This is a genomic window from Micromonospora sp. WMMC250, from assembly GCF_027460215.1.
Classification (GTDB): Bacteria; Actinomycetota; Actinomycetes; order Mycobacteriales; family Micromonosporaceae; genus Micromonospora; species Micromonospora taraxaci.
The window spans coordinates 2744476-2767256 of the sequence record NZ_JAPZBJ010000002.1; the positions used below are offsets into that span (position 1 = coordinate 2744476).

The window sequence follows — 22781 nt, forward strand, 5'->3', positions numbered from 1 at the left end:
AACCCCGTCCTACGCATAGAGTTACCGCGCTGTCGCTCTGTGCTGCGGGAAACGGGAGACGTCATGCCTCGACGCTGGGTCGCCGCCCTGGCCTGTACCGCGGCGCTGGTGGCGCTGGCCTGCGAGGGTGGCACCTCCGCGACACCCCGCCCCACCAAGAGCGCCCCGCCGTCGAGCGGGCCGGGTGGCATCGCCGCGCTCGGCGACTCGATCACCACCGGCTTCGCGTCCTGCCTGGTGTTGACGTCGTGCGAACGCAACTCCTGGTCGACCGGGGACGGCCTGCGGGTGCAGAGCCACTACCGGCGGCTGCTGGAACAGAATTCGGCGATCCGCGACCGGACGTACAACCATGCCCGTCCCGGCGCCCGCGCGGACGCGCTGGAAGGCCAGGCCCAGGCGGCGGTACGCGACCGCCCCGACTACGTCACGGTGCTGATCGGCGCCAACGACGTCTGCCGGGGCGGGGTGGACGCGATGACGCCGGTCGCCGAGTTCCGTGCCGACGTCGACCGGGGCCTACGGGTGCTGAAGACCGGGCGCCCGAAGGCCCGGGTGCTGGTGGTGAGCATTCCCGACCTGTACCGGCTCTGGGAGGTCGGGCACGGCGACTCCCGGGCGGTTCGCGCGTGGCGACGAGGCATCTGCCCGTCCCTGTTGGCCGAGGCGACCTCGACGGCCCCGGCTGACCGGGCTCGCCGGGCCGCCGTGCGGGAGCGGATCCAGGCGTACAACACCGAGTTGGTGGCGGCCTGCCGGGCGTACGGCTCACGCTGCCGGCACGACGGCGGCGCGGTGCACAAGGTCCGGTTCACTCTGGACCTGCTCAACCCACTGGACTGGTTCCACCCCAACGCCACCGGCCAGGGCCGCATCGCCGAGGTCACCTGGCGCGCCTCCGGCCTGGCGAACTGACCGGCCCGGCCGACCCTCAGCGCTGGCGGGGCTCCGGGACTCCGATGCCCCGGGACCGGTAGAGGGCCCGAGATCGCTTCGCGAGGTCCTTCGTGGCCGACGAGTTGGCCCAGGTGCCGAGCACTATGGCGGCGCCGGGGATGACCTTGGCGACCATCCGCTTGGCGGCCCGGACACCGGCCATCTGGGCCAACCGGACGCCGAGTTGCAGCATGACCCGACCGAGCGGGCGTTGGCCGCCCAGGCCGAAGAGCGCGTCGGCGCGTTCCCGGCCGGCGGCCACGCCGAGAGCCAGCCGAGCGCTCTCGGCGACCTTGTGCACGCGCTGGAGCACCAGCAGGTCGGTGGCCCGGTCGCCGTGTAGCGGGTCGACGTCGTAGGCGGCGGCGATGTGCAGCACCATCCGCGCCTGGGTCCAGGCCAGCACGCCCACGTCGATCACCGCCCCGGGCAGCCCGGCCACTCCGGAGACCGCGCCCGACAGCCGGGCCAGGTTGACGAACTTGCGGGCCGCCTGGTCGGCGAGGACGTCGGCCGACACGCCGGGCTGCTCGGCCCGGGCCCGGGCGGCCCACTGCACGGCCTCCGGCCCGAGCCGGCGTACGGCCTCCAGGGCGAGGTGTTCGGGCGCGTACTGCGGGTCGTCGCGCATCCGGTCCCACAGACGGGCCGGTGGACCCTCGGGGGCGTCCACCGGCTCGGCCGGCAGGCCGGCGGACGGTTGCGGAGTGGGGGCGGCGGGCTGGCCGCCGACGGGTGGGGTGTCGGTCACCGGGTCTCCCCAGGGGTGGAGATGGCGGACAGGGCGGCCGATGGAGCGGTCAGCGGCGGCGGTTGGACAGCCGGGCCGCCAGCCCCTTGAGCTTCTGCTGGTTGGCCGGCTTGGCCATCTCCCGACGGCCTCGCTCCACCAACTGCTGCCCCTTCGGCGATCTGAGGAACGTGGTGATTCGCTGCATCAGTGACATGGCGTCCTCCTGTCGATGATCCCTCTGTCATGTGTACCCGTAACCCGCAACACATGTACCCGGGATGCGACAGCCTCAACCCTCACCGTCCACAGTGGTCGGTAGGTTACCGCCCCGCCGGCACGATGGCGTCGACGACCCGGGTGGCCCGCCATTCGTGCTGCTGGTAGTGCTCGGGGTACGCGGACACCTGCACCGCCTGGGCGGCGTCGGTCAGTCGCATCCCCTCCCAGCCGGGCACCTGCTGCAGTGCGGCGAGGAACTGCCGGGTGGCGAACTCCGGGTCCATCAGCCGACCCACCGGGCCCCAACCGCTGCTCGACCGCTGCTGGAACAGCCCGACCGAGTCGTGGTCCCAGCCGACGCCCTGGTGCGGGTAGTCCTGCGACTCGGGCAGCACGCCGCTGGCCACGTTGTAGAGGTTGCTCTCCTGCATGGCGGTGGCCACCGCGATCACCAGCCCGCGGCGGGGCACCCCCATCGTGCGGCCGGTCCGGACGATCGCCTCGGCGTTGTCCATCTGGGCCCGGTCCAGGCCGGCGACAGGAGCCGGGCGGGTCGGGCGGGTCGGCTTGGCCTTGCGGGCCGGAGCGCTGGTGTCCGGGTCGGCCGGGGTCGCCGTGGCGGATGCGCTCGGGGCAGCCGCTCTCTCGAGGCCACGCGAGGCGGTCTGCTGCTCGGCGCGCTGCGCCAGCTCGGAGGTGGACGGCGACGCGTCCCGCGTCGCGGCGTCCGCGCTGTCGTCCCGGATCTGCGCGACGGCGGCGAGGCCGAGGCAGCACACCACCCCGGTGGCGAGCGCCACCTGCGCCCGGCGTCGACCGGTCAGGTCGCGGGCGTACGCCCGGAGCCGGCTCGCGGCGGTTGTCCGTTCGGCTGAGGTGCCATCCTCCGTATCGGCAGTGGGCGTACTCGGGGCGTACGGGTCGTCGAGGGTGCCGTCGTCACGCATCAACCGAGGCTAGGCAGGCGGAAACGCCGATCACGCACGGTGATCACGTGGTGATCGCCACACATCCGGCCCCCTCCGGTGGACGACAGGGTCGGGTCGACCCGACCGAGGAAGGGACCTCGCGTACCGGATGAAGGCGGCATTCCCCGCAGGCCCGCCCGGCCGGGGACAGGCGGACACATCCGACCCTCGGACCCGACATGATCGACAAACTCGGCCTTTGGGCTGAACCGGACCTCCACCGATCGGTCCACCGGACCCGCCTCGCGGTGAAAACAGCTGATTGGTCCGGTCACGCCCATCCCCCGGGCGGCGGACCGCCCGGAGCAGGAATGCGCCAGGATGGCGGGTACGTTGCCCGAACGGGTGCCCTTCGTCGCGACGGCGCCCCGCAGGCACATTTCAGGGAGGTCCGCACCGGTGCTCGACCCACACGAGCTCTACCAGCTCACCGACGATCTGCCCGACCTCGGGCAACCGGTTCTGATCCAGGCCCTCACCGGGTTCGTGGACGCCGGCAACGCCAGCCGGCTGGCGCGCGAGCAACTGCTCACCTCGCTGGAGGGTCGGCCGATCGCCACCTTCGACGTCGACCAGCTCTTCGACTACCGATCGCGACGACCGGTGATGACCTTCGTCGAGGACCACTGGGAAAGCATCGACGCCCCCTCGCTCGAGCTGCACCTGCTGCACGACGACGACGAGACACCGTTCCTGCTGCTCACCGGCCCCGAGCCGGACCTACAGTGGGAGCGTTTCGTGGCCGCCGTCGCCGGGCTCGCCGCCCGCCTGGACGTCCGGCTCACCGTGGGGCTCAACTCCATCCCGATGGCGGTGCCACACACCCGCCCGACCGGGGTGACCGCGCACGCCACCCGCCCGGAACTGATCTCCGGCTACGAGCCCTGGCTGCAACGCGTCCAGGTGCCCGGAAGCGTCGGCCACCTGCTGGAGTTCCGCCTCGGTCAGCAGGGTCGCGACGCGCTGGGCTTCGCCGCCCACGTACCGCACTACGTGGCGCAGACCGAATACCCGGCCGCCGCCGAGGTGCTGCTCACGTCGGTGTCCCGCAGCACCGGCCTGCTGCTGCCCGGCGACGGGCTGCGCTCGGCCGCCGAGGTGGTTCGGGTGGAGATCGACAGGCAGGTCGCCCAGACCGACGACGCCGCCGCCCTGGTCCAGGCCCTGGAGGAGCAGTACGACGCGTTCGCCCGAGGTCGGGGCGAGAAGAGCCTGCTCGCCCCGGACGCCGGACCACTGCCGACGGCCGACGAACTCGGCGCGGAACTCGAACGGTTCCTGGCCGAACAGACCCGTCCCGGCGACACCCCGGCCGGCTGACCCGGCGTAGCGGCGGCGGATGCGGCAGGCTGGAGGCATGCGCCTGGCGACCTGGAACGTCAACTCGGTGAAGGCCCGCCTACCCCGACTGTTGGAGTGGCTGGCCGACACCGGGCCGGACGTCGTCTGCCTGCAGGAGACCAAGTGCCCCGACGGCGCCTTCCCGGTGGCCGAGGTGGGCACGTTGGGCTACCGCGTGGCCAGTCACAGCGACGGCCGGTGGAACGGGGTCGCCATCCTGTCCCGGGTCGGGCTGGACGACGTCCGTGTCGGGTTCGCCGGCGAGCCCGGCTTCCCCGCCCCGGAGGCCCGGGCCATCTCGGCGACCTGCGACGGGGTCCGGGTCTGGTCGGTGTACGTGCCGAACGGCCGAACGCCGGACGACCCGCACTACGCGTACAAGTTGGCCTGGTTCGCCGCGCTGCGCGACGCGCTGGAGACGGAGTTGGCCGGCGGGCTCCCGCTGGCGGTCAGCGGTGACTTCAACGTCGCCCCGACCGACGCCGACGTCTGGGACCCGGCCGTCTTCACCCACTCCACGCACGTCACCCCGGCCGAGCGGGCCGCCCTCGCCGCGCTGCGCGACCTGGGCCTCAGCGACGTCGTGCCCACCCCCATGAAGGGGCCACACCCCTTCACGTACTGGGACTACCGGGCCGGGATGTTCCACCAGAACAAGGGCATGAGAATCGACCTGGTGTACGCGTCCGCGCCGTTCGCCCGAGCGGTCCGCTCGGCGTACGTGGACCGGGAGGCCCGCAAGGGCAAGGGCCCCTCCGACCACGCGCCGATCGTCGTCGACGCCGACCTGGTCCCGGCGGTCGAGACGTTCTGACCTCGCGCTGTCCTTCTGCCGCCGGCGGCGATGGGCTCTGCCCCGGGTGGCTAGGGTGGGCAGATGGCAGTCGTGAAGATCAACGCTATCGAGGTCCCGCCCGGTGGCGGCGCGGAGCTGGAGAAGCGGTTCGCCGCACGGGCCGGAGCTGTGGAGAACTCCCCCGGCTTCCTCGGCTTCGAGTTACTCCGCCCCGTGGCCGGCGAGACCCGCTACTTCGTCTACACGAAGTGGGAGAGCGAAGAAGCGTTCCAGGCATGGGCCGCCGGCCCGTCGCGCGCCGCCCACGCCACCGCCCCCGGCGACAAGCCTCGTCCCCCGGTCTCCACCGGTGCCAGCCTGTTGGAGTTCGAGGTGGCGCTGCACGTCCCCGAGCCGACCTGATCGCAGCGGTCCGTCACTCGCCTCACGGAATGAGGAGGGCCTTGCCCGGGATCGAGCGCGCCTCCATCGCGCGGTGAGCCTCAGCCGCGGAACGCAGTGGATACTCGCGCGCGATCACCGGGCGTATCCGCCCCTCCACCGCCTCGGTCAGGGCTCGGCCCGCAAGCTGCACCATCTCCGGCGCCTGGAACTGAACGTTCGCAATGCCGTACAGGTCGATGCCGCGCGCCCGCGCACTCGGTAGATCCATCGTGGCGAACTCGCCACTCGCCGCCCCGTGGGCCGAGACCCGCCCGCCGTGGGCCACCAACTGAAAGGCGTCGGTGCCGAGTTTCCCCCCGACCCCGTCCAGCAGCACATCGACCGACCGCCCGCCGAAAGCTTCGCGTACCGCGTCGGTCCATCCGTCACCGGCGTAATCGACGACAGCGTCGGCGCCGAGCCGCCGTACCAGTGTCAGCTTGTCCGCCCCACGGGCCGCCCCCACGACCTGCGCACCGAGACGGTGCGCGAGCTGGACAAGCAGGGTTCCCATGCCGCCCGCGGCCCCCAGGATCAGGACCCGGTCGCCCGGCTTGACGCCGACACCGTCGATGATGCCCATGGCGGTCACGCCGTCGTGTGCGAGACTAGCCGCTTCCCGCAGACTCAGTCCGTCGGGGACCGGCACCAACCGGTCGACGCCGGTCCGAACCAGTTCAGCGTACGAACCCCGCGTCCCGGCACCCGCGACGACCTGGCGGCCAAGCCAGGACGCAGAGACGCCTGGACCTGTGGAAACCACCGTTCCCGCCGCTGCGCCGCCCGGTACGTACGGCGGGGTGACACCGAACATCTCACCCCAGCCACCGCGGATCTGAGTCTCGACGTAGATCGTGTCCACGGCCTCGGCGCGAACGATGACCTCCCCCTCCCTGGCTTGCGGATCGGGCAGGTCCACCAGGACCAGAACCTCTGGACGCCCGTACTCAGAAACCTGGATCGCCCGCACGCATGTCTCCGATCAGCCGCGGTCCAGTGCTTCGGATCCGCTTCCATACCTCGTGTCAGCGACGCTAAGACCTAAATGCTGGTTGAAGTCAAGCGGAAAGTCGGAGGATCGATGGCGGAGTTCACGGGGATGTCGCAGCAGCACCGCCGCACCCCACAGACGGACCCGAGCCACCGCAGCCGAACCGCGCCGGATCGGCTGTCGCCGTTGATAGCGTCGAGGCAGACCGAGCGGTAGTCGGCCACCAGTCGCCCTGCCAGCCATTCCACACCGTTCGTTCAGGGCGCATCCCACGGCGCGGGGGGACCTGATCGTGTTCGACGGGTTCGAAGAATTCGACATCGACACGCCCGGCGCGAGGATCCACGGACGCCGAGGCGGAAGCGGGCCGCCCGTCCTGCTGCTGCACGGCATTCCCGAGACGCACCTCATGTGGCACCAGGTCGCGCCACGGCTCGCCGAGAAGTACACGGTCGTCGCCACCGACCTGCGGGGGTGGGGCGGCAGCGGCAAACCGCCGAGCACCGCCGATCACGAGCCGTACAGCATGCGCGCCATCGCCCGCGACCAGATCGAGGTGATGCGACGCCTGGGCCACGAGCAGTTCCGGCTCGTCGGCCACGACCGCGGGGCCCGCTGCGCGTACCGTCTGGCGCTTGACGAACCGGACGTCGTCACCCGGCTCGCCGTCATGGACGTCGTCCCCGTCGGGGATGTCTACAACCGCGCCGACAAGGCGTTCAGCCTCTCCTACTGGGTCTGGTCCTTCCTGGCGGCTCCGGCGCCGGTGCCCGAGCAGTTCATCGACGCGGCGCCCGCGGTGCTCGTCGACTTCATGCTCGACACCTGGCCCGAGGTCACTGACGCCTTCCCTCCCGAGGTACGGGCGGCGTACGTCGAGCAGTTCCGCGACCCCGCGACGGTGCACGCGATCTGCGAGGAGTTCCGCGCGGCCGCGACGCTCGACTACCAGCAGGACGAGGCGGACCGGGGGAACCGGAAGATCACCTGCCCGGTGCTGTTCCTCTGGAGCCGGCACGGCCAGGTCGCGAAGCTCTACGACGACCCGCTCGCCATCTGGCGGGAGTGGGCCGACGACGTGCGCGGCGAGCCGGTGCCGGTCGGGCACTTCATCCCGGAAGAGGCCCCCGACGAGACCAGCAACCAACTCCTCGACTTCCTGCACTGACGCCCGGCACATACCAGTCCACCATCCCCAAGGCCGCTCACCCGGAGCTTGATCCACTGAGCCGGCCGCTACACCCCACAGAGCGCCCCGGAGCTTGATCCACTCCGGTTCGCCGAACTGGGGGTGTCCGGGCCGCTGGGATACCCCGACTTCGGCGAAGGCGAGTGGATCAAGCGCCGCGGCGCGGCCTCAGGACCTGTGGAGGGACTGGAGAGGGCAAAGGGCGTTCAGGGTCGCCGGCAGACTGCGGAGCCGAGTGGTCACTGTTTCTGGAACATGACTGCGGCGACGTCCGCCAGGAGCTCCAGCGACCAATCGAGCTGCGAACAGTCACCGCGACCTCGGCACTCTCGGCAGCCATGTGCCTGCCAGGGCCGATCGACCACCCGGGTCCAATGCGCGTCGAGCACGCGCTTCGCCACGAATAACTCCGTCGCCCTGGACACCGGCTCGTCGATGGGCATGTGCGACACCTCCACGCGTCCCGAAGTAGCTGCCCCGGGGACAGAGCGCGACGTCATGCTCCCCGGGGACGCCGGATACCTCGGAGTGCTGAAGTCCAGAACTACCCGACTATCTCACTGTATCCACTGTCTCAGTGTAGTCAGGTTCTCACTGTATCCAGTTTGCTGGATCGTCGCCTTGTCCTGTTCACGCGTGGACTGGAAGCATGATCTCCGCTGAAGTCCAGGAGAGTCGATCATGCCAACCAGACCACCGCACTACCGCCGCGTCGCAGACGACATCGAGCAGAAGATCCGCTCCGGCGAATACCGACCTGGGCACCAGTTGCCATCCGTGTCGGAGATCGGCGAGATCTACAACGTCGCGCGGTCAACCGCGTACCGCGCCGTCAAAGAGCTGCATGATCGCAACCTCGTCTACGGACAGCAAGGCCAGGGCGTGTTCGTCGCCGAGGCCGAGTAGCGCCCCCACCCATCGGGGCCACCCACTCAGGGCCTGATCCACTCGGGATCGCCGAACTGGGGGTGTCCGGGCGGCGGGGATACCCCAACATCGGCGAAGGCGAGTGGATCAAGCGCCGGAGCGTGGCCTCAGGGCTTGCGGGAGGACTGGAAGGTGGCGAAGGCGATGACGTTGTCGGCGTAGCCGGTGCGTCCGCCGATGAACTGCCCACCGCAGGTGATCAACCGCAGACCGGGGGGCCCGTCGTGGCCGTAGATCCGTTCGGCGGGCAACTGGTCCTTCGGGAAGTGCTCCACGGTGTCGACCCGGAACACCACCACCGACTCGTCCGCGCGGGCCACCTCGATCAGGTCGCCGGGCTTCAGCTTGCCCAGGTCGTAGAAGACCGACGGGCCGGTCTTGGTGTCCACGTGCCCGACGATCACCGCCGGGCCGGGCTCGCCGGGCGTCGGCCCACGGTCGTACCAGCCGGTCTCGTTGTGCCGTTCCAACGGCGGTACGGCGATCGAGCCGTCCCGCGCCTGCCCGACGGGTTCCACCGGCGCCGCCACCTTGATCGACGGGACGTTGAGGCGCACCGGCCGACTGGCCGACAACCCGACGGACTCGCTGCGCGGCGGCCGGTCGCCGCCGGCCGGAGCGAAGTCGAACGGCCCGACCGAGCGACCCAGCCCCGCCCCGGTGGCGAAGACCCCGGCCAGGACCAGCACCACGGCCAGCGGCACGGACCAGGGGCTACGGCCCGAGGGCCGGCTGCGCCGGGGCGCGACGGCGGTCGGCGGTCGAGCAGCCACAGTCGGACGCTCGGGGACGAACGGGCTGTCGTCCGGAGGCAGAGGGCGGTCGTCGAAGCGGTCGTCCCCCGGCCAGCGGTCGTCGCGCGGGAGCCGGTCGTCGAAGCGGTCGTCAGTCGGCGAACGGTCGTCGCGCGTCGGGTGCGGGCCGGGCGACGGGCGGGGACCCGACGACGGGCGGGGACCGGGCGGCGGCGACGCGGGTCGGAAGATCTCCATGGCCGGCTCAGCGCCCAGCGCCACGGACCAGACGCGGCCGGCGCAGCGCCACTACGGCGAGGACCAGCCCGGTGATGGTCAGCGCCGCGCCGACCGGCAACAGCAGCCTGCCGGTGATTCCACCGGCGCCACCACCGAAGCCGGTGGCCGGACCCCGACTGGGCTGGGACGGCACCTTCTTGACCACCTGGAGCATGGTCGAGGCGGTCTCGCCGTCCCGGCACTCCAGCTTGACCCGGTAGTTGCCGGGACGGGTGCGCTCGCGCACCATCGGCGCGGCGGTGAGCACCCCGCGCTGCGGCTGCACGCCGACCGCGCCGAACGCGTCCGAGACGACGGTGGCACCCACCGAGTTGTCCCGGCAACTGGCCCGGATGCCGACCAGATAGCCGGGCTGCACAGTGCTCGGGCTCACCTCGACGAAGATGTCCACCGGCGCCGGTTGAGGCGTGCCACCCGGCGGCCCTCCAGGTTGCGGCGCGGCCGCGGCGGCGTGCTGGGCCATGGCAGGCACCGCGGCACCAGCCGCAGGAACGGCAAGCACCGCAACGACAGACTCGGGCACCGCGAGCACCGGAGAAGCAGCAAGCACGGGAGCGGCAGCAAGCACCGGAGCGGCAGCATGCGCGGGAGCGGCAGCATGCGCGGGAGCGGCACCCGAGGGGGAGGCAGCCAGCGCCGGAGGCGCAGCGAGCAGAGGGCCGGCGAGCAGGGTCAGCACGGAAAGGATCACGCCGCCACGGGTCACTGTCACGATGCCCCCTCTCGACGCCGTGCGGCCGTGTCGGGCAGCGGAGCACCCGACCTGCCGTACCAGTTGGATCCTCTCATTTCCGGTCGCACATCACATCCGATCCGACGACGGCGTCGCGTACGCTCGGGTCGCTGTGACCACCACCGACCATGACCCCGCCGTCCCGCCCGCGAGCCGGACGATCCGCACGTTCCACCCCCGTCGGGGTCGGATGAGCGACCGGCAGACCGACGCGTTGGGCCGGCTCTGGCCCGTGTACGGCCTGGATGTGCCGGACGGACCGGTCGTGCCCGTGGACCTGCCCGACCTGTTCGGTCGCCGGGCCCCGGTCGTGCTGGAGATCGGCTCGGGCATGGGTGACAGCACTGCCGCGATGGCTGCCGCCGACCCGGACCGAGATTATCTGGCGGTCGAAGTGCACACGCCGGGAATCGCCAACCTGCTCGACCTGGTGGAGCGTGGGGGCCTGCGCAACGTACGGGTGGCGGAGGGCGACGCGTTGTCCCTGGTCAGAGGCTTGCCCGAGGGTGTGCTGGACGCGGTGCACGTCTTCTTCCCGGACCCGTGGCCCAAGACGCGCCACCACAAGCGGCGGATCATCCAGCCGGCGCACGTGGCGTTGCTGCGGTCCCGGCTGCGTTCCGGCGGCACGCTGCACTGTGCGACCGACTGGGCCGAGTACGCCGAGGCGATGCGGGAGACCCTGGATGCGGATCCGGAGCTGGTGGACGCGTACGGCGGTTTCGCGCCACGTCCGGCGCACCGCCCGGTGACGAAGTTCGAGCGGCGGGCGATCACGGCCGGCCGACCGGTCGCGGACCTGATCTACCGCCGGCGCTGACCGGCGGCGGCGCCGCACCGGGACGGGCGAAGACCACCCCGTGGAGGGGTCGGCGGGGCCCGGGTTGGCGTACCGGGGCATGATCCAGGCACCATGGACAGGCTATGACGCTCACCGCCGCGCTACCGAGAAGCGCCGACCCCGACACCCTCTTCGACGCGTTCGCCGGCTGGGCGAAGGAGCGCGGCCTCGACCTCTACCCCCATCAGGAGGAGGCGGTCATCGAGATCGTCTCCGGCGCCAACCTGATCATGAACACTCCCACCGGCTCGGGTAAGAGCCTGGTGGCGATCGCGGCGCACTTCGCGGCTCTCGCCGACAACCGGACGACGTTCTACACCGCGCCGATCAAGGCCCTGGTGTCGGAGAAGTTCTTCGCGCTCTGCGAGGTCTTCGGCGCCGAGAACGTCGGCATGCTGACCGGCGACGCCAGCGTCAACGCCGACGCCCCGATCATCTGCTGCACGGCGGAGATCCTGGCCAACCTGGCGCTGCGCGAAGGCACGAAGGCCGACGTCGGCCAAGTGATCATGGACGAGTTCCACTTCTACGCCGAGCCCGACCGGGGTTGGGCGTGGCAGGTGCCGATCATCGAGTTGCCGCAGGCCCAGTTCATCCTGATGTCCGCCACCCTGGGGGACACCACCCGGTTCGTCGACGACCTGACCCGGCGCACCGGGCGGCCGACCGCCGTCGTGCGTTCGGCGGAGCGGCCGGTCCCGCTCATCTTCTCGTACGCGATGACGCCGCTGCACGAGACGCTCGAGGAACTGCTGGAGACCAAGCAGGCCCCGGTGTACGTGGTGCACTTCACCCAGGCCGCCGCGTTGGAACGCGCCCAAGCGCTGACCAGCGTCAACGTCGCCACCCGCGCCGAGAAGGACATGATCGCCGAGGCGATCGGCAACTTCCGGTTCACCGCGGGCTTCGGCAAGACGCTCTCCCGGCTGGTCCGGCACGGCATCGGCGTACACCACGCCGGCATGCTGCCCAAGTACCGCAGGCTGGTGGAGACCCTCGCCCAGGCCGGCCTGCTCAAGGTCATCTGCGGCACCGACACCCTCGGCGTCGGCATCAACGTGCCGATCCGCACCGTGCTGTTCACCGGCCTGTCCAAGTACGACGGCGTCCGTACCCGGCTGCTCAAAAACCGGGAGTTCCACCAGATCGCCGGGCGGGCCGGTCGGGCCGGCTACGACACCATCGGCCGGGTCGTGGTGCAGGCCCCCGAGCACGTCATCGACAACGAGAAGGCCCTCGCCAAGGCCGGGGACGACCCGAAGAAGCGGCGCAAGGTGGTCCGCAAGAAGCCACCGGAGGGTTCGATCGGCTGGGGTCAGCCCACCTTCGACCGGCTCGTCGACGCCGAGCCGGAGCCGCTGACCTCCAGCTTCCAGGTCAGCCACTCGATGCTGCTCAACGTCATCGGCCGGCCCGGGGACGCGTTCAGCGCGATGCGTCACCTGCTCACCGACAATCACGAGGACGCCGCCGCGCAGCGTCGGCACATCCGCCGGGCGATCGCCATCTACCGGGCGTTGCGGGCGGGCGGGGTCGTCGAGGAGTTGCCCGAGCCGGACGAGACGGGCCGGCGGATCCGCCTCACCGTCGACCTCCAGCTCGACTTCGCGCTCAACCAGCCGCTGTCCCCGCTCGCGCTCGCGGCCATCGAATTGCTCGACGCCGAGTCCCCGTCGTACGCCCTCGACGTGCTGAGCGTCATCGAGTCGATCCTCGACGACCCCCGGCAGATCCTGTCCGCACAGCAGTTCAAGGCGCGCGGTGAGGCGGTCGCCGCGATGAAGGCCGAAGGCATCGAGTACGAGGCCCGCCTCGAACTGCTCGAGGACGTGACCCACCCGAAGCCCCTCGACGAGCTGCTGAACGCCGCGTACGAGATGTACCGGCAGGGTCACCCCTGGGTCGCCGACCACCAGCTCTCCCCCAAGGCCGTCGTCCGCGACATGTTCGAGCGGGCGATGACCTTCACCGAGTACGTGCAGTTCTACGGGTTGACCCGCTCGGAGGGCCTCGTCCTGCGCTACCTGGCCGACGCGTACAAGACGCTGCGGCAGACGGTGCCCGAGGACGCCAAGACCGAGGAGTTGATCGACCTCATCGAGTGGTTGGGCGAGTTGGTCCGCCAGGTCGACTCCAGCCTGATCGACGAGTGGGAGCGGCTGCGCAACCCGTCCGACGTCGCCGAGGTCGCGCAGGCCCACGCGGCGCTGATCGACCGGCCTCCGGCGGTGACCCGCAACGCGCGGGCATTCCGGGTGCTGGTGCGCAACGCGTTGTTCCGCCGGGTGGAGCTGGCCGCGCTGCGCCGCTGGGACCTGCTGGCCGAGTTGGACGCCGAGGACGGCTGGGACTACGACGCGTGGTCCGACGCGTTGGGGCCGTACTTCGAGGCGTACGACTCGATCGGGGTCGGGCCGAACGCCCGCGGGCCCGCGCTGCTGATGATCGAGCAGGGTCGGGAGCGGTGGACCGTGCGGCAGATCTTCGACGACCCGGACGGCGACCACGACTGGGGCATCAGCGCCGAGGTCGACCTGGCCGCCTCGGACGAGGTCGGCGCGGCGGTCGTCCGGATCACCGACGTCGGCCAACTCTGAGGTGTCTGCCCCCGACGGACCGTCGGGGGTGGACCGGCCCGGGAAGAAGCGCCGGGGTACGCCGGGCGGCGACGTCCTCGATCCAGCCGAGCAGCAGCACCGCGCCGCCGGTCAGGAGGCACACCCCGGTCAGCCGCAGTGCGATCGAGAAGGCCGAGGTGTACGCGAGCACCGGTGCGAGCAGCAGGAACATCCCGAGGCTGGCCGGGATGTGCCAGAGGTAGATGGTGACCGCCCGCGCGTTGACCAGTTGGAGGGTCCGGCCGAACGGCGACGTGCCGACGAGCCGGGGCCGGATCTTCAGCAGCGCGGCCACGACGGCCATCGACCACAACGTGGTGCCACCCGCGATGTGGCTGAGGTCGCCGGCCCGACCGGTCACCATGGCCCCGACGACCCACGCTCCGCCGACCCCGGCCAGGCCGGCGACCAGCCAGCCGTACCAGCGCCACGGGACCTGCCGCAGGAGGCCGTCGCGGTGCGCGAAGCCCAGCAACCAGCAGGACAGGTAGGCGGCGACGAAGTAGCCGGTGCGGACCCCGGCGAGGTGCATGCCGACCGGGAGAGCGGTGGCAACGCCGACGCTGGGCCAGGGCCAGCGGCGGAACGCCCACAGCAGGAGCGGTGACAGCAGCACCAACCACAGGTAGGTGACGACGTACCAGAGCCCGACATGGAACGCCCAGGCCCAGGTCGGTCCGCCCACCGGGGGGACCCGCAGGGGCAGCACCCACCAGAGGAGTTCGGCCCAGCCGGCGACGCCGGTCGGCAGTGGCCGCCACCCGGGGGACAACACGACCAGGGTGATCGCGCCGAAGGCCCAGAATGGCAGGAGCAGCCGGCGCAGCCGCCGCACGACGGCCGACGGGCCGTGCCGGTCCAGCGACGCCGCCATCAACGAACCGGCGATGCCGAACATCAGACCCATCGCCGGCACCAGCAGGCTCAGCCAGATCCAGCCGGTGACGTGGTAGAGCACGACACGTCCCAACGCGACCGTCCTCAGCAGGTCCAGGTAGCGATCCCGGTCGGCCGCGGACTCGGCCGACCGGACGGATCGCGCCCCGGCACGGCGCCCCGGATCGATCATCCTGGGCGCCCAGATAATGGTCACAGGGCACATTAGCTCCGCAAATGGGGCGTTTCGGTCAAGTTCTCGAAGAAGTGTCCGCCGGTCCCTCGTGATGAGCGCCCTACGTCCGGGGTGGCGCCGTCGAGGCGCGGACGACGACCTCGGTCGGCAGGAGCAGGGCCTGACGGGTGGACGCCGGCCGCAGGAGCATGAGTACCGCCTCCTCGCCCTTGCGGTCGTGCGGTTGCCGCACCGTGGTCAGAGCCGGACTGGCCGCGGCCGCCGCCGGCACGTCGTCGAAGCCGACGACGGAGAGGTCACCGGGAACGTCGATGCCACGACGGGTGGCTTCGGCGACGACGCCGAGCGCCAACCGGTCACTCATCGCCAGGATCGCCGTGGGCGGCTCGGGGTGATCGAGCAGGGGCACCGCGGCGGCGGCCCCGTCGGCCTCCTCGACCCCACGCGCCGCCACGACGACGATCCCGCCGTCGCCGAGCGCGGGGCCGAGCGCGTCCCGGTAGCCGTCCAGTCTGGCCCGGTTGGCGACGTACCCGGTGGGAGCGTCGAGCCCGGCGGGCACCACAGTCGTCTCCGAGTCGCGGGCCAGCGCGAAGCTGATCACGCCGATCCGGCGGTGGCCGAGGGCGACCAGGTGGGACGCCGCCGCGCGGGCCGCGGCCCGGTCGTCGATGCCGACGTACGGCTCTCCCGGTGACACGGGGGCGTCCAGCCCGACGACCGGCAGCCGTCGAGCCCGCAGCAGCTCCCGTCGCTCGGGCTCCAGCGGGTCGCAGAAGGCGACGAACCCGTCCACGAGCGCGGTGGGGACGACGTCCGGCAGACCCGGCTCGGCGCGGGGCACCAGCACCAGTGACGAGCCGTGCTCGCCGCAGACCCGGGCGACGCCGGCCATGGTCAGGCGGGCGGCGGGGTCCTCGAAGAGGTACTGCAGGGGCTCGTGGATGATCAGCCCGATCGCGCCGGTCCGCCCTCGACGGAAGGTGTTGGCGATCGGGTCGGGGCCGGGGTAGCCGAGGTCCCGTGCCGCGGCCAGGATCCGGTCGCGCAGCTCGCGGCTGAGCTGGTCGGGCCGGTTGAAGGCGTTGCTCACCGTGGCCTGACTGACACCGAGCGCTCGCGCGACGTCCCGCATCCGTGGGGGTGAGCCGCTGGGCACTGGAGCCCCTCCCTGCGTTGTGCCGGTCCTCTGATACGTATAAGTTAGCCGTATGGGCGTCGATGTCGTGGACGGCCTCGACGACCACACCAGCAGCGACTGGCGCGTGCCCGCGGTCGCTTTCGCGGTCAACGGCGCACTTTACGGCAGCCTGCTCACCCGCTTTCCCGAGATCGCGGACCGGGTGTCCGCCAGCGAGACGCAGTTCGGCGTGGTGCTCTTCGCGGCGGCGATCGGTGGGCTGCTCGGTTCGCTGGTCGCCCCACTGCTCGCCCGCGCCGTCGGCGAACGGTCGGCCACGCTGCTCGCCGGGGCGGGTTACGCGCTGCTGGCCGTCGGCGTGGCGTGGGCACCGCAGTTGGTCCTGCTGGGCGGGGCGTTGCTGCTGCTGGGCATCCTCGACGGCGCGCACGACGTGGTGATGAACGCCTTCGCGGTCCGGGTGCAGCAGCACCGCGCCACGACCCTGATGGGCCGCATGCACGCCACCTGGTCGCTCTCACTGGCCGGCGCGGGCGTGCTCGGAATGGTCGCCGCCGGGCTCCGGGTGCCGGTGTCCCTGCACGTCGGCGTCGCCGCCACGGTGGCGCTGGTCGCCCAGCTCGCGATCGCCCTCGGCCGCAAGGGGATGGTGACCGAAGGCCCGACCGGGCCGACCCCGCCGGCCGACAGCCGGTCCGAGCCGACCTCCACCGGCGACAGCCCGTCCACGCCAGCCCCGACAGGCGACAGCCCGTCCACGCCAGCCCCGACAGGCGACAGCCCGGCGCGACCGGCGGAGCGTTCCCTCGGTCGGCTGCGGTACGTGCTGCCGGTGTTGGGGCTCGCGGCGGTGGCCGCCAGCTACGTGGAGAGCCCGGGGCAGGAGTGGACCGGGCTCCTGTTGAGCCGCGGGTTCGACGCGACACCGCAGGTGGCAGCCGCGGCACCGGTGCTCTTCGGCGCCGGCCTGCTGGCCTCCCGCCTGCTGTTGGACGCGGCGGTGTCCCGGGTCGGCCAGGCGAGGGTCGCGGCGATCAGCGGCGCCACCATGACGACGGCCGTGGGCGTCGGCCTGGTGTGCACACTCGTCGGCGCGCCGGCGTGGTGGGCGTTGGCGGCGGTCGCCATGACAGGCTTCGGGGCGGGGCCGGCCTTCCCCCTGCTGTTCGGATCGGCCGACCAGCTCAGCGTGCGGCACCGCATTCCCCCGGCCCGGACGGCGTCCATGGTGTCGGCGCTGTCCCGGGTCGGTGCCATCTCGGCGCCCATCGTGGTGGGGCCCCTGACTGACGCCTTCGGAATGGTGATGGTCTTCGCGATCATGGCGGTCGGCGCCGCGCTGGTGCTGGGCGCGCTGCCACGGGCGGTCCGGTAACCCGGGTCGGGTCGCCGCCGGACGACTCCTGTCAGGGGCCCTCGGAGAGACAACTTCCGACGTCCAGAATCGCTGGGCGATGTCAGGGGTGTCGATTAGAATGTATGTACTAATCGGGTTCCTGACCTGGGAGGACGCCCATGACCGCGCCCACCTCCACCCCTCTCACCCCCTACGCCACCCTGCTCGGCTTCACCCGCTACGTCGACCGCACCGGCCCCACCAAGGCGACCTTCGTCGGAGGGCTACGCAAGCAGCGCGCGAGCCGGTCCGGCTTCAACCCGCACGGCCAGTTCGTCAAGGCGCTCAAGGCCGACATCGCCTTCCACACCGGCGGCACGCACCTGACCGGGGTGGTCGACGTAGTCAAGCCACGCTGGCGCCCGCTCTACCAGGCGCTGGTCCCCGGCGCCACGGCCTGGCTGCACTCCCTCGGCGAGCCGGCCGCCGTCGACCTCGCGCAGACTCGCGACGCCCTGGCCATGCTGGGCGACCTACCCGTCAAGATCAACCCCCATTTCGGGGTACGCCACTCCGACGGTCGCGCCGAGGCCATCCGCCTGCACTTCGACGAGACTCCCCCGAGCGAGGAGTCGGTGCTCGCCACCCTGCACCTGATGGCCCGCCACATGGACGCCGTGCTCCCGCACGCCGAGCCGGTCCTGGTCGACGTCCGTCGCGGCCAGGCCCACCACATGCCCGCCGACGCCAAGCCCGACCAGATCGAGCGATGGCTGTCCGGCGAAGCAGCGGCCTTCCGCGCCATCTGGTCCACCGCCGCCTAACCCTCAACACCTCTCCACCGATCCCGTCCGCGCACGCCGCACCCACTCCTCGGCCGCTCGACCCCTTGGCGGCTCAGCAAGATCGTGCTCGACCCAGGATGTAGTGGCCTCGCCTGCCTGGGAGGCCACTACATCCACGTTCGAGCACGATCATGGGGACGATGCGCGCACGAGCCCCACGCGGAGACAGTGGTTATCCCCAGGGGCAGCGTGGCGCGGGGCTGATCGACCAGCCTGGGCTCATGCCAAGAGCTCCTCGTCGGCCGCCGCAACTGCGTGGTCGGGTCTTCCGTGGCTCGACTGCCGTCTCGCGAGGCCTCCTGACCCGCAACGACCTACGCACGCTCCCGCTCCACCCGTTGACGATGATCACGCTCAAACATGGAAGTAGTGGCCTCCCTCGACCGGGAGGCCACTACTTCATCGATGGAGCACGATCATGAACGGTGCGCACCGTACTTGGAGCCGGCACGCGCCCGTGGGCCCTCCGGCGGGGCACGGTGCGGGAACGCGCGGGCCTGGGTCAGGCGGAGGGGATGTACTTGGCCAGGTCGTCGAGGATCTTGTTGGCGGCGCCGACGCCGATGCCGGTCATCCAGACCTCGTCGGAGACGGGGTACGCCTTGCCGGCCTTGACCGCGTTCAGGCCCTTCCACAGGGTGCCGCCGGTCACCTTGCTCTGCTCGGCTGCGGCCTTGTCGCCGTACGCGGTCACGAAGATGACGTCGCCGTCGACCTCGTTGACGCGCTCGGGGCTGACCAGGTCGAAGCGCTTGTCCTCCTTGGTGGCGAGCAGCTGCCGGTCGGGGCGGCCGAGGCCGGTGTCGCCGATGACGATGCCGGAGAACGAGTCCGGGCCGTACACCCGGATGTTGCCGGGCAGGAACCGCACGATCGACACCTTGCGGGCGGCGGGGTCACCGAGGGTCGCGCCGAAGTCCTTGGCCCGCTTCTCGTACGCGCTGAGCAGGTCCTTGGCCTGCTGCTCGCGTCCGAGTGCCTTGCCGTCCAGGAGGAGGTTCTCCTTCCAGGTGATGCCCACCTTGTCGGTGAACACCGTCGGCGCGATGGCGGCCAGCTCGTCGTAGAACTTCTCCTGGCGGAACTTGCTGCCGAGGATGAGGTCCGGCTTCAGGGCGTTGATCGCCTCCAGGTCGGGCTCGGCGAGCACCCCGACCTCCTTGATGCCGGCGAGCTTGTCCGCGCCGAAGTAGGTGGGCCAGCTCTTGGCCTCACCGGCCGTGGCGGCGCCGACCGGGGTGACGCCCAACGAGAGCGCCGTGTCGATCTTGTCGGTGTCGAGCACGACGACGCGCTTGGGCTCGGCCGGGACCTTGGTGGTGCCCATGGCGTGGGTGATCTCCCGGGTCTCCCCGGTGGTGGAGCCGGCGACCGGGTCGCTCTCACCGCAGGCGGTGAGTCCGACGCCGAGGGCGGCGGCCGCGGCGAGAGCGGCGACGAGACGACGCATCAGAGTCCTTTCGAGGGGTACGAGTCGGCGAGCGGGGTGGCCGCGTCACCGGTGGTGGGCCGGGCGTCCGGTACGGACGCCGTCGACGAATCACGGTCTGCCGCGCCGGCGGCATCAGCGCCGCCGGCGGCAGCGGCCCCGGCGACAGGTGCGGCCCCGGCAGCAGCAGCGCCGACGGCGGATGCGTCAATCGAGCCGCCGGTGTAGGCGGGCACCACCAGCGGCGCGCCGGTCACCGGGCAGGGAACGACCACGCAGGCCAACCCGAAGACGTCGCGGACCAGGTCGGCGGTGAGGATCTCCCGGGGCGGTCCGGCGGCCACCACGGCGCCGGCGCGCATGGCGACCAGGTGGTCGGCGTAGCGGGCGGCCTGGTTCAGGTCGTGCAGCACGGCGACGACGGTGCGGCCCCGCTCGACGCGCAGCCGGTGCAGCAGGTCCAGTACCTCCACCTGGTGGGCCAGGTCGAGGAAGGTGGTCGGCTCGTCCAGCAGCAGGGCGTCGGTGTCCTGGGCGAGCGTCATGGCGATCCAGACGCGTTGCCGCTGACCGCCGGAGAGGCTGTCCACCGGCCGGTCGGCCAGGTCGGTCACGTCGGCCAGGGCCATCGCCTGGTCGACCGCCGCGCCGTCCTCCGACGACCACTGCCGCCACCAGCGCTGGTAGGGCTGCCGGCCGCGCCCGACCAGGTCCGCCACCGTGACGCCCTCGGGCACCAGTGGGCTCTGCGGCAGGACGCCGAGGCGGCGGGCGACCTCCCGGGTCGGCAGGTCGCGGATCGCGGTGCCCTCCAGCAGCACCGTGCCTCGGCGCGGGTTGAGCAGCCGGGCCATCGTGCGCAGCAGGGTGGACTTGCCGCACGCGTTCGGGCCGACGATCACGGTGAACGCGTCGGTCGGCAGGTCCAGGTCGAGCCCGTCGAGCACCGTCCGCTCGTCGTAGCCGGCGACCAGGTCGCGGGTGGAGAGCATCACACGACTCCTTGAGGCGTCACGACGACCGCCGCCGGCCGCGCAGCAACAGGAAGATCAGGTACGGGCCGCCGATCGCGGCGGTCAGCACACCGGCGGGCAGTTGGGTGGGCGCGAACAGGCGTCGGCCGGCCAGGTCGGCCAGCACCAGCAGCAACGCGCCGAGCAGCGCGGCGCAGACCAGCGGTGGCCGTTCGGCGCGTACCAACCGACGGGCCACCTGGGGGGCGACCAGGGCAACGAAGTCGACGGCGCCGACCTGGGCGGTGACCATCGCGGCGACGAGGACGCCGGTGCCGGCCAGGCCGATCCGGCGGGCCACCGGGCGCAGCCCGACACCCCGGGCGGTGTCGTCGTCCAGGGCGGTGCTGTTCAACGCCCAGCCGGCCCAGGCGAGCACCGGCAGCAGCACCAGCATCGTGCCGGCGATCCAGGCCGCCTCGGTCCAGCCCTTGCCGGCCAGTGTGCCGATCAGCCAGATCTGCGCGCGGAGACCGTCGATCGGATCGGCGGTGAGCATGACGACTTCGGTGAGTGCCCGGAAGGCGAACGCGACCGCCACACCGGCGAGCACGAACCGTTGTGCGGCCAGCCCGTGCCGGGCGCCGAGGGCGAACAGCAGCACCGCCGCGAGCAACCCGCCCACCAACGCGGTGGGCGCCACCAGCACCGCCGCCATTCCGCTGGTCAGGGCGACCGTCGCGGCGAGTCCGGCACCCTGGGTGATGCCGATGACGTCCGGGCTGGCCAAGGGGTTGCGGGCCACGCTCTGGATGAGCGTGCCGGCCACGCCGAAGGCCGCGCCGGCCGCCGCCGCCAGCACGACCCGGGGCAGCCGAAGATCGAAGACCACGAGGTCGTACGGCGTGCCGGCCCCGGAGAGGGCACGCAGCACGTCGGCCGGTGCGACGTACGGGGTGCCGAGCGAGAGGCTGAGCACGACGGCCAGCAGGAGAAGCACGGTCAGCACGGCGGCCACCAGCACCGCCCGGCGGCGGATCAGCAGACTGACCGGACCGATCCGCAGCAGCGACCGTCCGGCCAGCCGCGCCTGCCCGCCGGCGGGGCCACTCGAAGCGGAAGGGCCACCCGAAGCGGAGGGGTGCGGCGGACCGACAGTGGCGGACGGGCGCTGGGTGGCGGTCATGCGGTCACCACCCGGGCGCGCCGGACCAGCACGGCCAGCAGCGGCGCGCCGATCAGGGCGGTGACGATGCCGGCCGGTATCTCGCCGGGTGGGGCGACGACCCGGCCGATGATGTCGGCGCCGAGCAGCAGCGCGGGCCCGAGCAGGGCGGAGACGGCGAGGGTCCAGCGGTGGTCGGCGCCGACCAGTGCGCGGGCGAGGTGCGGCACGGCCAACCCGACGAAGGCGACCGGGCCGGCGGCGGCGACCGCGGCCCCGGTCAGCAGCACGGCGGCGATGCCACCGCCGAGGCGGACCAGGCCGATGCGGTGGCCGAGACCTCGCGCGACGTCGTCGCCGAGGGCCAGGGCGTCCAGACCTCGGGCCACCAGGGCGGCCAGCACCAGCCCGGCGAGGACGAACGGCAGCACCTGGGCGCTGACCGACAGGTCCCGGCCGGAGAGCCCGCCGACCACCCAGAACCGGTACTCCTCGAAGGTGCGGGCGTCGATGCTGAGCAGCGCGTACACCCCGGAGGCGAGACTGGCGTCGAGCGCCGCGCCGACGAGCGCGAGGGTGACCGGGCTGGCGCCTTCGCGGGCCCGGGTGGCGATGGCGAAGACCAGCAGCCCGGCGACGAGTGCCCCGACGATGCCGAACCAGACGTACCCGGCGAGCGTGCTGATGCCGAACACGGAGATGGCGAGAACCACCCCGAACGAGGCGCCGGCGCTGATGCCGAGGATGCGGGGCTCGGCGAGGGGGTTGCGGGTGAGCGCCTGGAACAGCACGCCGGCGACCGCGAGCGCGAGCCCGACGGCGAGGCCGAGGGCGGTACGCGGCATCCGCAGCTCACGGACGATGGTGCTGGCGTCTCCGCCGTCGGGTGCGACGAGGGCGTGCCAGACCTGGTCGATGCCGAGTTGCCGACTGCCGAACGCGAAACTGGCCAGCACGGTGAGCAACAGGACCAGCGCGGCTCCGGCGGTGACGGCCACCCGACGCCCGGTACGAGTGCTGGCCCGACTCCGGGTCGGCCGGCTGGCGAGGGCGGTCACGAATCTCCTGCACGATCGGGCTTAGGTTCGCCT

The 22781-nt window shown here is 71.8% G+C and carries 22 protein-coding genes and 1 pseudogene; 10 read left to right on the plus strand and 13 right to left on the minus strand.

Going from position 1 to position 22781, the window contains the following annotated elements:
• Positions 1 to 63: 63 nt before the first annotated feature.
• Entirely contained in the window at positions 64 to 915 is an 852-nt protein-coding gene (locus tag O3438_RS11975; RefSeq protein WP_269680034.1) for a GDSL-type esterase/lipase family protein, read from the plus strand.
• A gap of 16 nt (positions 916 to 931) precedes the next feature.
• Here O3438_RS11975 and O3438_RS11980 read toward each other — a convergent pair whose 3' ends face one another.
• The 3 genes from O3438_RS11980 to O3438_RS11990 all read right to left on the minus strand — a co-directional run bounded on the left by O3438_RS11980 (position 932) and on the right by O3438_RS11990 (position 2835).
• Entirely contained in the window at positions 932 to 1687 is a 756-nt protein-coding gene (locus tag O3438_RS11980; RefSeq protein ID WP_269680035.1) for an EcsC family protein, read from the minus strand.
• A 49-nt stretch (positions 1688 to 1736) separates the two neighbouring features.
• Entirely contained in the window at positions 1737 to 1883 is a 147-nt protein-coding gene (locus O3438_RS11985; protein WP_165435705.1) for a hypothetical protein, read from the minus strand.
• 106 nt (positions 1884 to 1989) lie between these two features.
• Entirely contained in the window at positions 1990 to 2835 is an 846-nt protein-coding gene (locus tag O3438_RS11990; protein WP_269680036.1) for a peptidase M23, read from the minus strand.
• Positions 2836 to 3255: 420 nt separating this feature from the next.
• Here O3438_RS11990 and O3438_RS11995 point away from each other — a divergent pair, with 420 nt between their 5' ends.
• The 3 genes from O3438_RS11995 (at position 3256) to O3438_RS12005 (ending at position 5395) form a co-directional block, all read left to right on the plus strand.
• Positions 3256 to 4176, plus strand: coding sequence for a proteasome assembly chaperone family protein (locus O3438_RS11995; protein ID WP_269680037.1), 921 nt, complete (start codon positions 3256 to 3258; stop codon positions 4174 to 4176).
• 37 nt (positions 4177 to 4213) lie between these two features.
• The gene (locus tag O3438_RS12000; protein WP_269680038.1) at positions 4214 to 5011 is read left to right on the plus strand and encodes an exodeoxyribonuclease III; all 798 of its coding nucleotides are present in this window, start codon (positions 4214 to 4216) and stop codon (positions 5009 to 5011) included.
• A gap of 63 nt (positions 5012 to 5074) precedes the next feature.
• Positions 5075 to 5395 (plus strand): antibiotic biosynthesis monooxygenase family protein, encoded by a 321-nt coding sequence (locus O3438_RS12005; protein ID WP_269680039.1) that lies wholly within the window; start codon positions 5075 to 5077, stop codon positions 5393 to 5395.
• A gap of 22 nt (positions 5396 to 5417) precedes the next feature.
• Here O3438_RS12005 and O3438_RS12010 read toward each other — a convergent pair whose 3' ends face one another.
• Positions 5418 to 6386 (minus strand): zinc-binding dehydrogenase, encoded by a 969-nt coding sequence (locus tag O3438_RS12010; protein WP_269680040.1) that lies wholly within the window; start codon positions 6384 to 6386, stop codon positions 5418 to 5420.
• A 313-nt stretch (positions 6387 to 6699) separates the two neighbouring features.
• On the opposite strand from O3438_RS12010, the gene O3438_RS12015 reads away from it, so the two are divergent.
• Positions 6700 to 7575 (plus strand): alpha/beta fold hydrolase, encoded by an 876-nt coding sequence (locus O3438_RS12015; protein ID WP_269680041.1) that lies wholly within the window; start codon positions 6700 to 6702, stop codon positions 7573 to 7575.
• 260 nt (positions 7576 to 7835) lie between these two features.
• On the opposite strand, the gene O3438_RS12020 is transcribed toward O3438_RS12015, so the two are convergent.
• Complete coding sequence (locus tag O3438_RS12020) at positions 7836 to 8039, minus strand: hypothetical protein (protein WP_269680042.1); 204 nt, start codon at positions 8037 to 8039, stop codon at positions 7836 to 7838.
• 238 nt (positions 8040 to 8277) lie between these two features.
• Between O3438_RS12020 and O3438_RS12025 the strand changes: the two genes are divergently transcribed.
• Positions 8278 to 8502 carry a GntR family transcriptional regulator gene (locus O3438_RS12025; protein WP_269680043.1) on the plus strand — a complete coding sequence of 75 codons (225 nt, stop codon included), beginning with the start codon at positions 8278 to 8280 and terminating at the stop codon, positions 8500 to 8502.
• Between the two features lie 128 nt (positions 8503 to 8630).
• Here O3438_RS12025 and O3438_RS12030 read toward each other — a convergent pair whose 3' ends face one another.
• Together O3438_RS12030 and O3438_RS12035 are read right to left on the minus strand one after the other, a co-directional pair.
• Positions 8631 to 9296: a class F sortase gene (locus tag O3438_RS12030; RefSeq protein WP_269683627.1), complete on the minus strand. Its 666-nt coding sequence runs from the start codon at positions 9294 to 9296 to the stop codon at positions 8631 to 8633.
• Positions 9297 to 9522: 226 nt separating this feature from the next.
• A complete protein-coding gene (locus tag O3438_RS12035) occupies positions 9523 to 10272 on the minus strand; it encodes a hypothetical protein (protein WP_269683628.1) in 750 nt (249 codons plus the stop codon).
• A 130-nt stretch (positions 10273 to 10402) separates the two neighbouring features.
• Here O3438_RS12035 and trmB point away from each other — a divergent pair, with 130 nt between their 5' ends.
• Together trmB and O3438_RS12045 are read left to right on the plus strand one after the other, a co-directional pair.
• Entirely contained in the window at positions 10403 to 11110 is a 708-nt protein-coding gene (gene trmB, locus O3438_RS12040) for a tRNA (guanosine(46)-N7)-methyltransferase TrmB (RefSeq protein ID WP_442929594.1), read from the plus strand.
• A 104-nt stretch (positions 11111 to 11214) separates the two neighbouring features.
• Positions 11215 to 13728, plus strand: coding sequence for a DEAD/DEAH box helicase (locus O3438_RS12045; RefSeq protein WP_269680044.1), 2514 nt, complete (start codon positions 11215 to 11217; stop codon positions 13726 to 13728).
• Here O3438_RS12045 and O3438_RS12050 read toward each other — a convergent pair.
• Both O3438_RS12050 and O3438_RS12055 read right to left on the minus strand, forming a co-directional pair.
• On the minus strand, positions 13706 to 14818 hold the full coding sequence (locus O3438_RS12050; protein WP_269680045.1) for an acyltransferase family protein: 1113 nt from the start codon (positions 14816 to 14818) through the stop codon (positions 13706 to 13708). The genes O3438_RS12045 and O3438_RS12050 overlap by 23 nt on opposite strands.
• A gap of 103 nt (positions 14819 to 14921) precedes the next feature.
• Entirely contained in the window at positions 14922 to 15980 is a 1059-nt protein-coding gene (locus tag O3438_RS12055; protein ID WP_269680046.1) for a LacI family DNA-binding transcriptional regulator, read from the minus strand.
• 52 nt (positions 15981 to 16032) lie between these two features.
• Here O3438_RS12055 and O3438_RS12060 point away from each other — a divergent pair, with 52 nt between their 5' ends.
• Entirely contained in the window at positions 16033 to 17337 is a 1305-nt protein-coding gene (locus O3438_RS12060) for an MFS transporter (RefSeq protein WP_269680047.1), read from the plus strand.
• A gap of 140 nt (positions 17338 to 17477) precedes the next feature.
• Entirely contained in the window at positions 17478 to 18122 is a 645-nt protein-coding gene (locus O3438_RS12065) for a hypothetical protein (RefSeq protein WP_269680048.1), read from the plus strand.
• A 523-nt stretch (positions 18123 to 18645) separates the two neighbouring features.
• Here O3438_RS12065 and O3438_RS12070 read toward each other — a convergent pair.
• The 4 genes and pseudogenes from O3438_RS12070 to O3438_RS12085 form a co-directional block, all read right to left on the minus strand.
• Positions 18646 to 19593, minus strand: a complete 948-nt coding sequence (locus O3438_RS12070) for an ABC transporter substrate-binding protein (RefSeq protein WP_269680049.1) — start codon at positions 19591 to 19593, stop codon at positions 18646 to 18648.
• 206 nt (positions 19594 to 19799) lie between these two features.
• Positions 19800 to 20564: pseudogene (locus O3438_RS12075) on the minus strand (ABC transporter ATP-binding protein); the annotation flags it as partial.
• A 19-nt stretch (positions 20565 to 20583) separates the two neighbouring features.
• A complete protein-coding gene (locus tag O3438_RS12080; RefSeq protein WP_269680051.1) occupies positions 20584 to 21711 on the minus strand; it encodes a FecCD family ABC transporter permease in 1128 nt (375 codons plus the stop codon).
• A complete protein-coding gene (locus tag O3438_RS12085) occupies positions 21708 to 22748 on the minus strand; it encodes a FecCD family ABC transporter permease (RefSeq protein WP_269680052.1) in 1041 nt (346 codons plus the stop codon). Before O3438_RS12085 ends, O3438_RS12080 begins: the two co-directional genes overlap by 4 nt.
• Between the last annotated feature and the right edge of the window lie 33 nt (positions 22749 to 22781).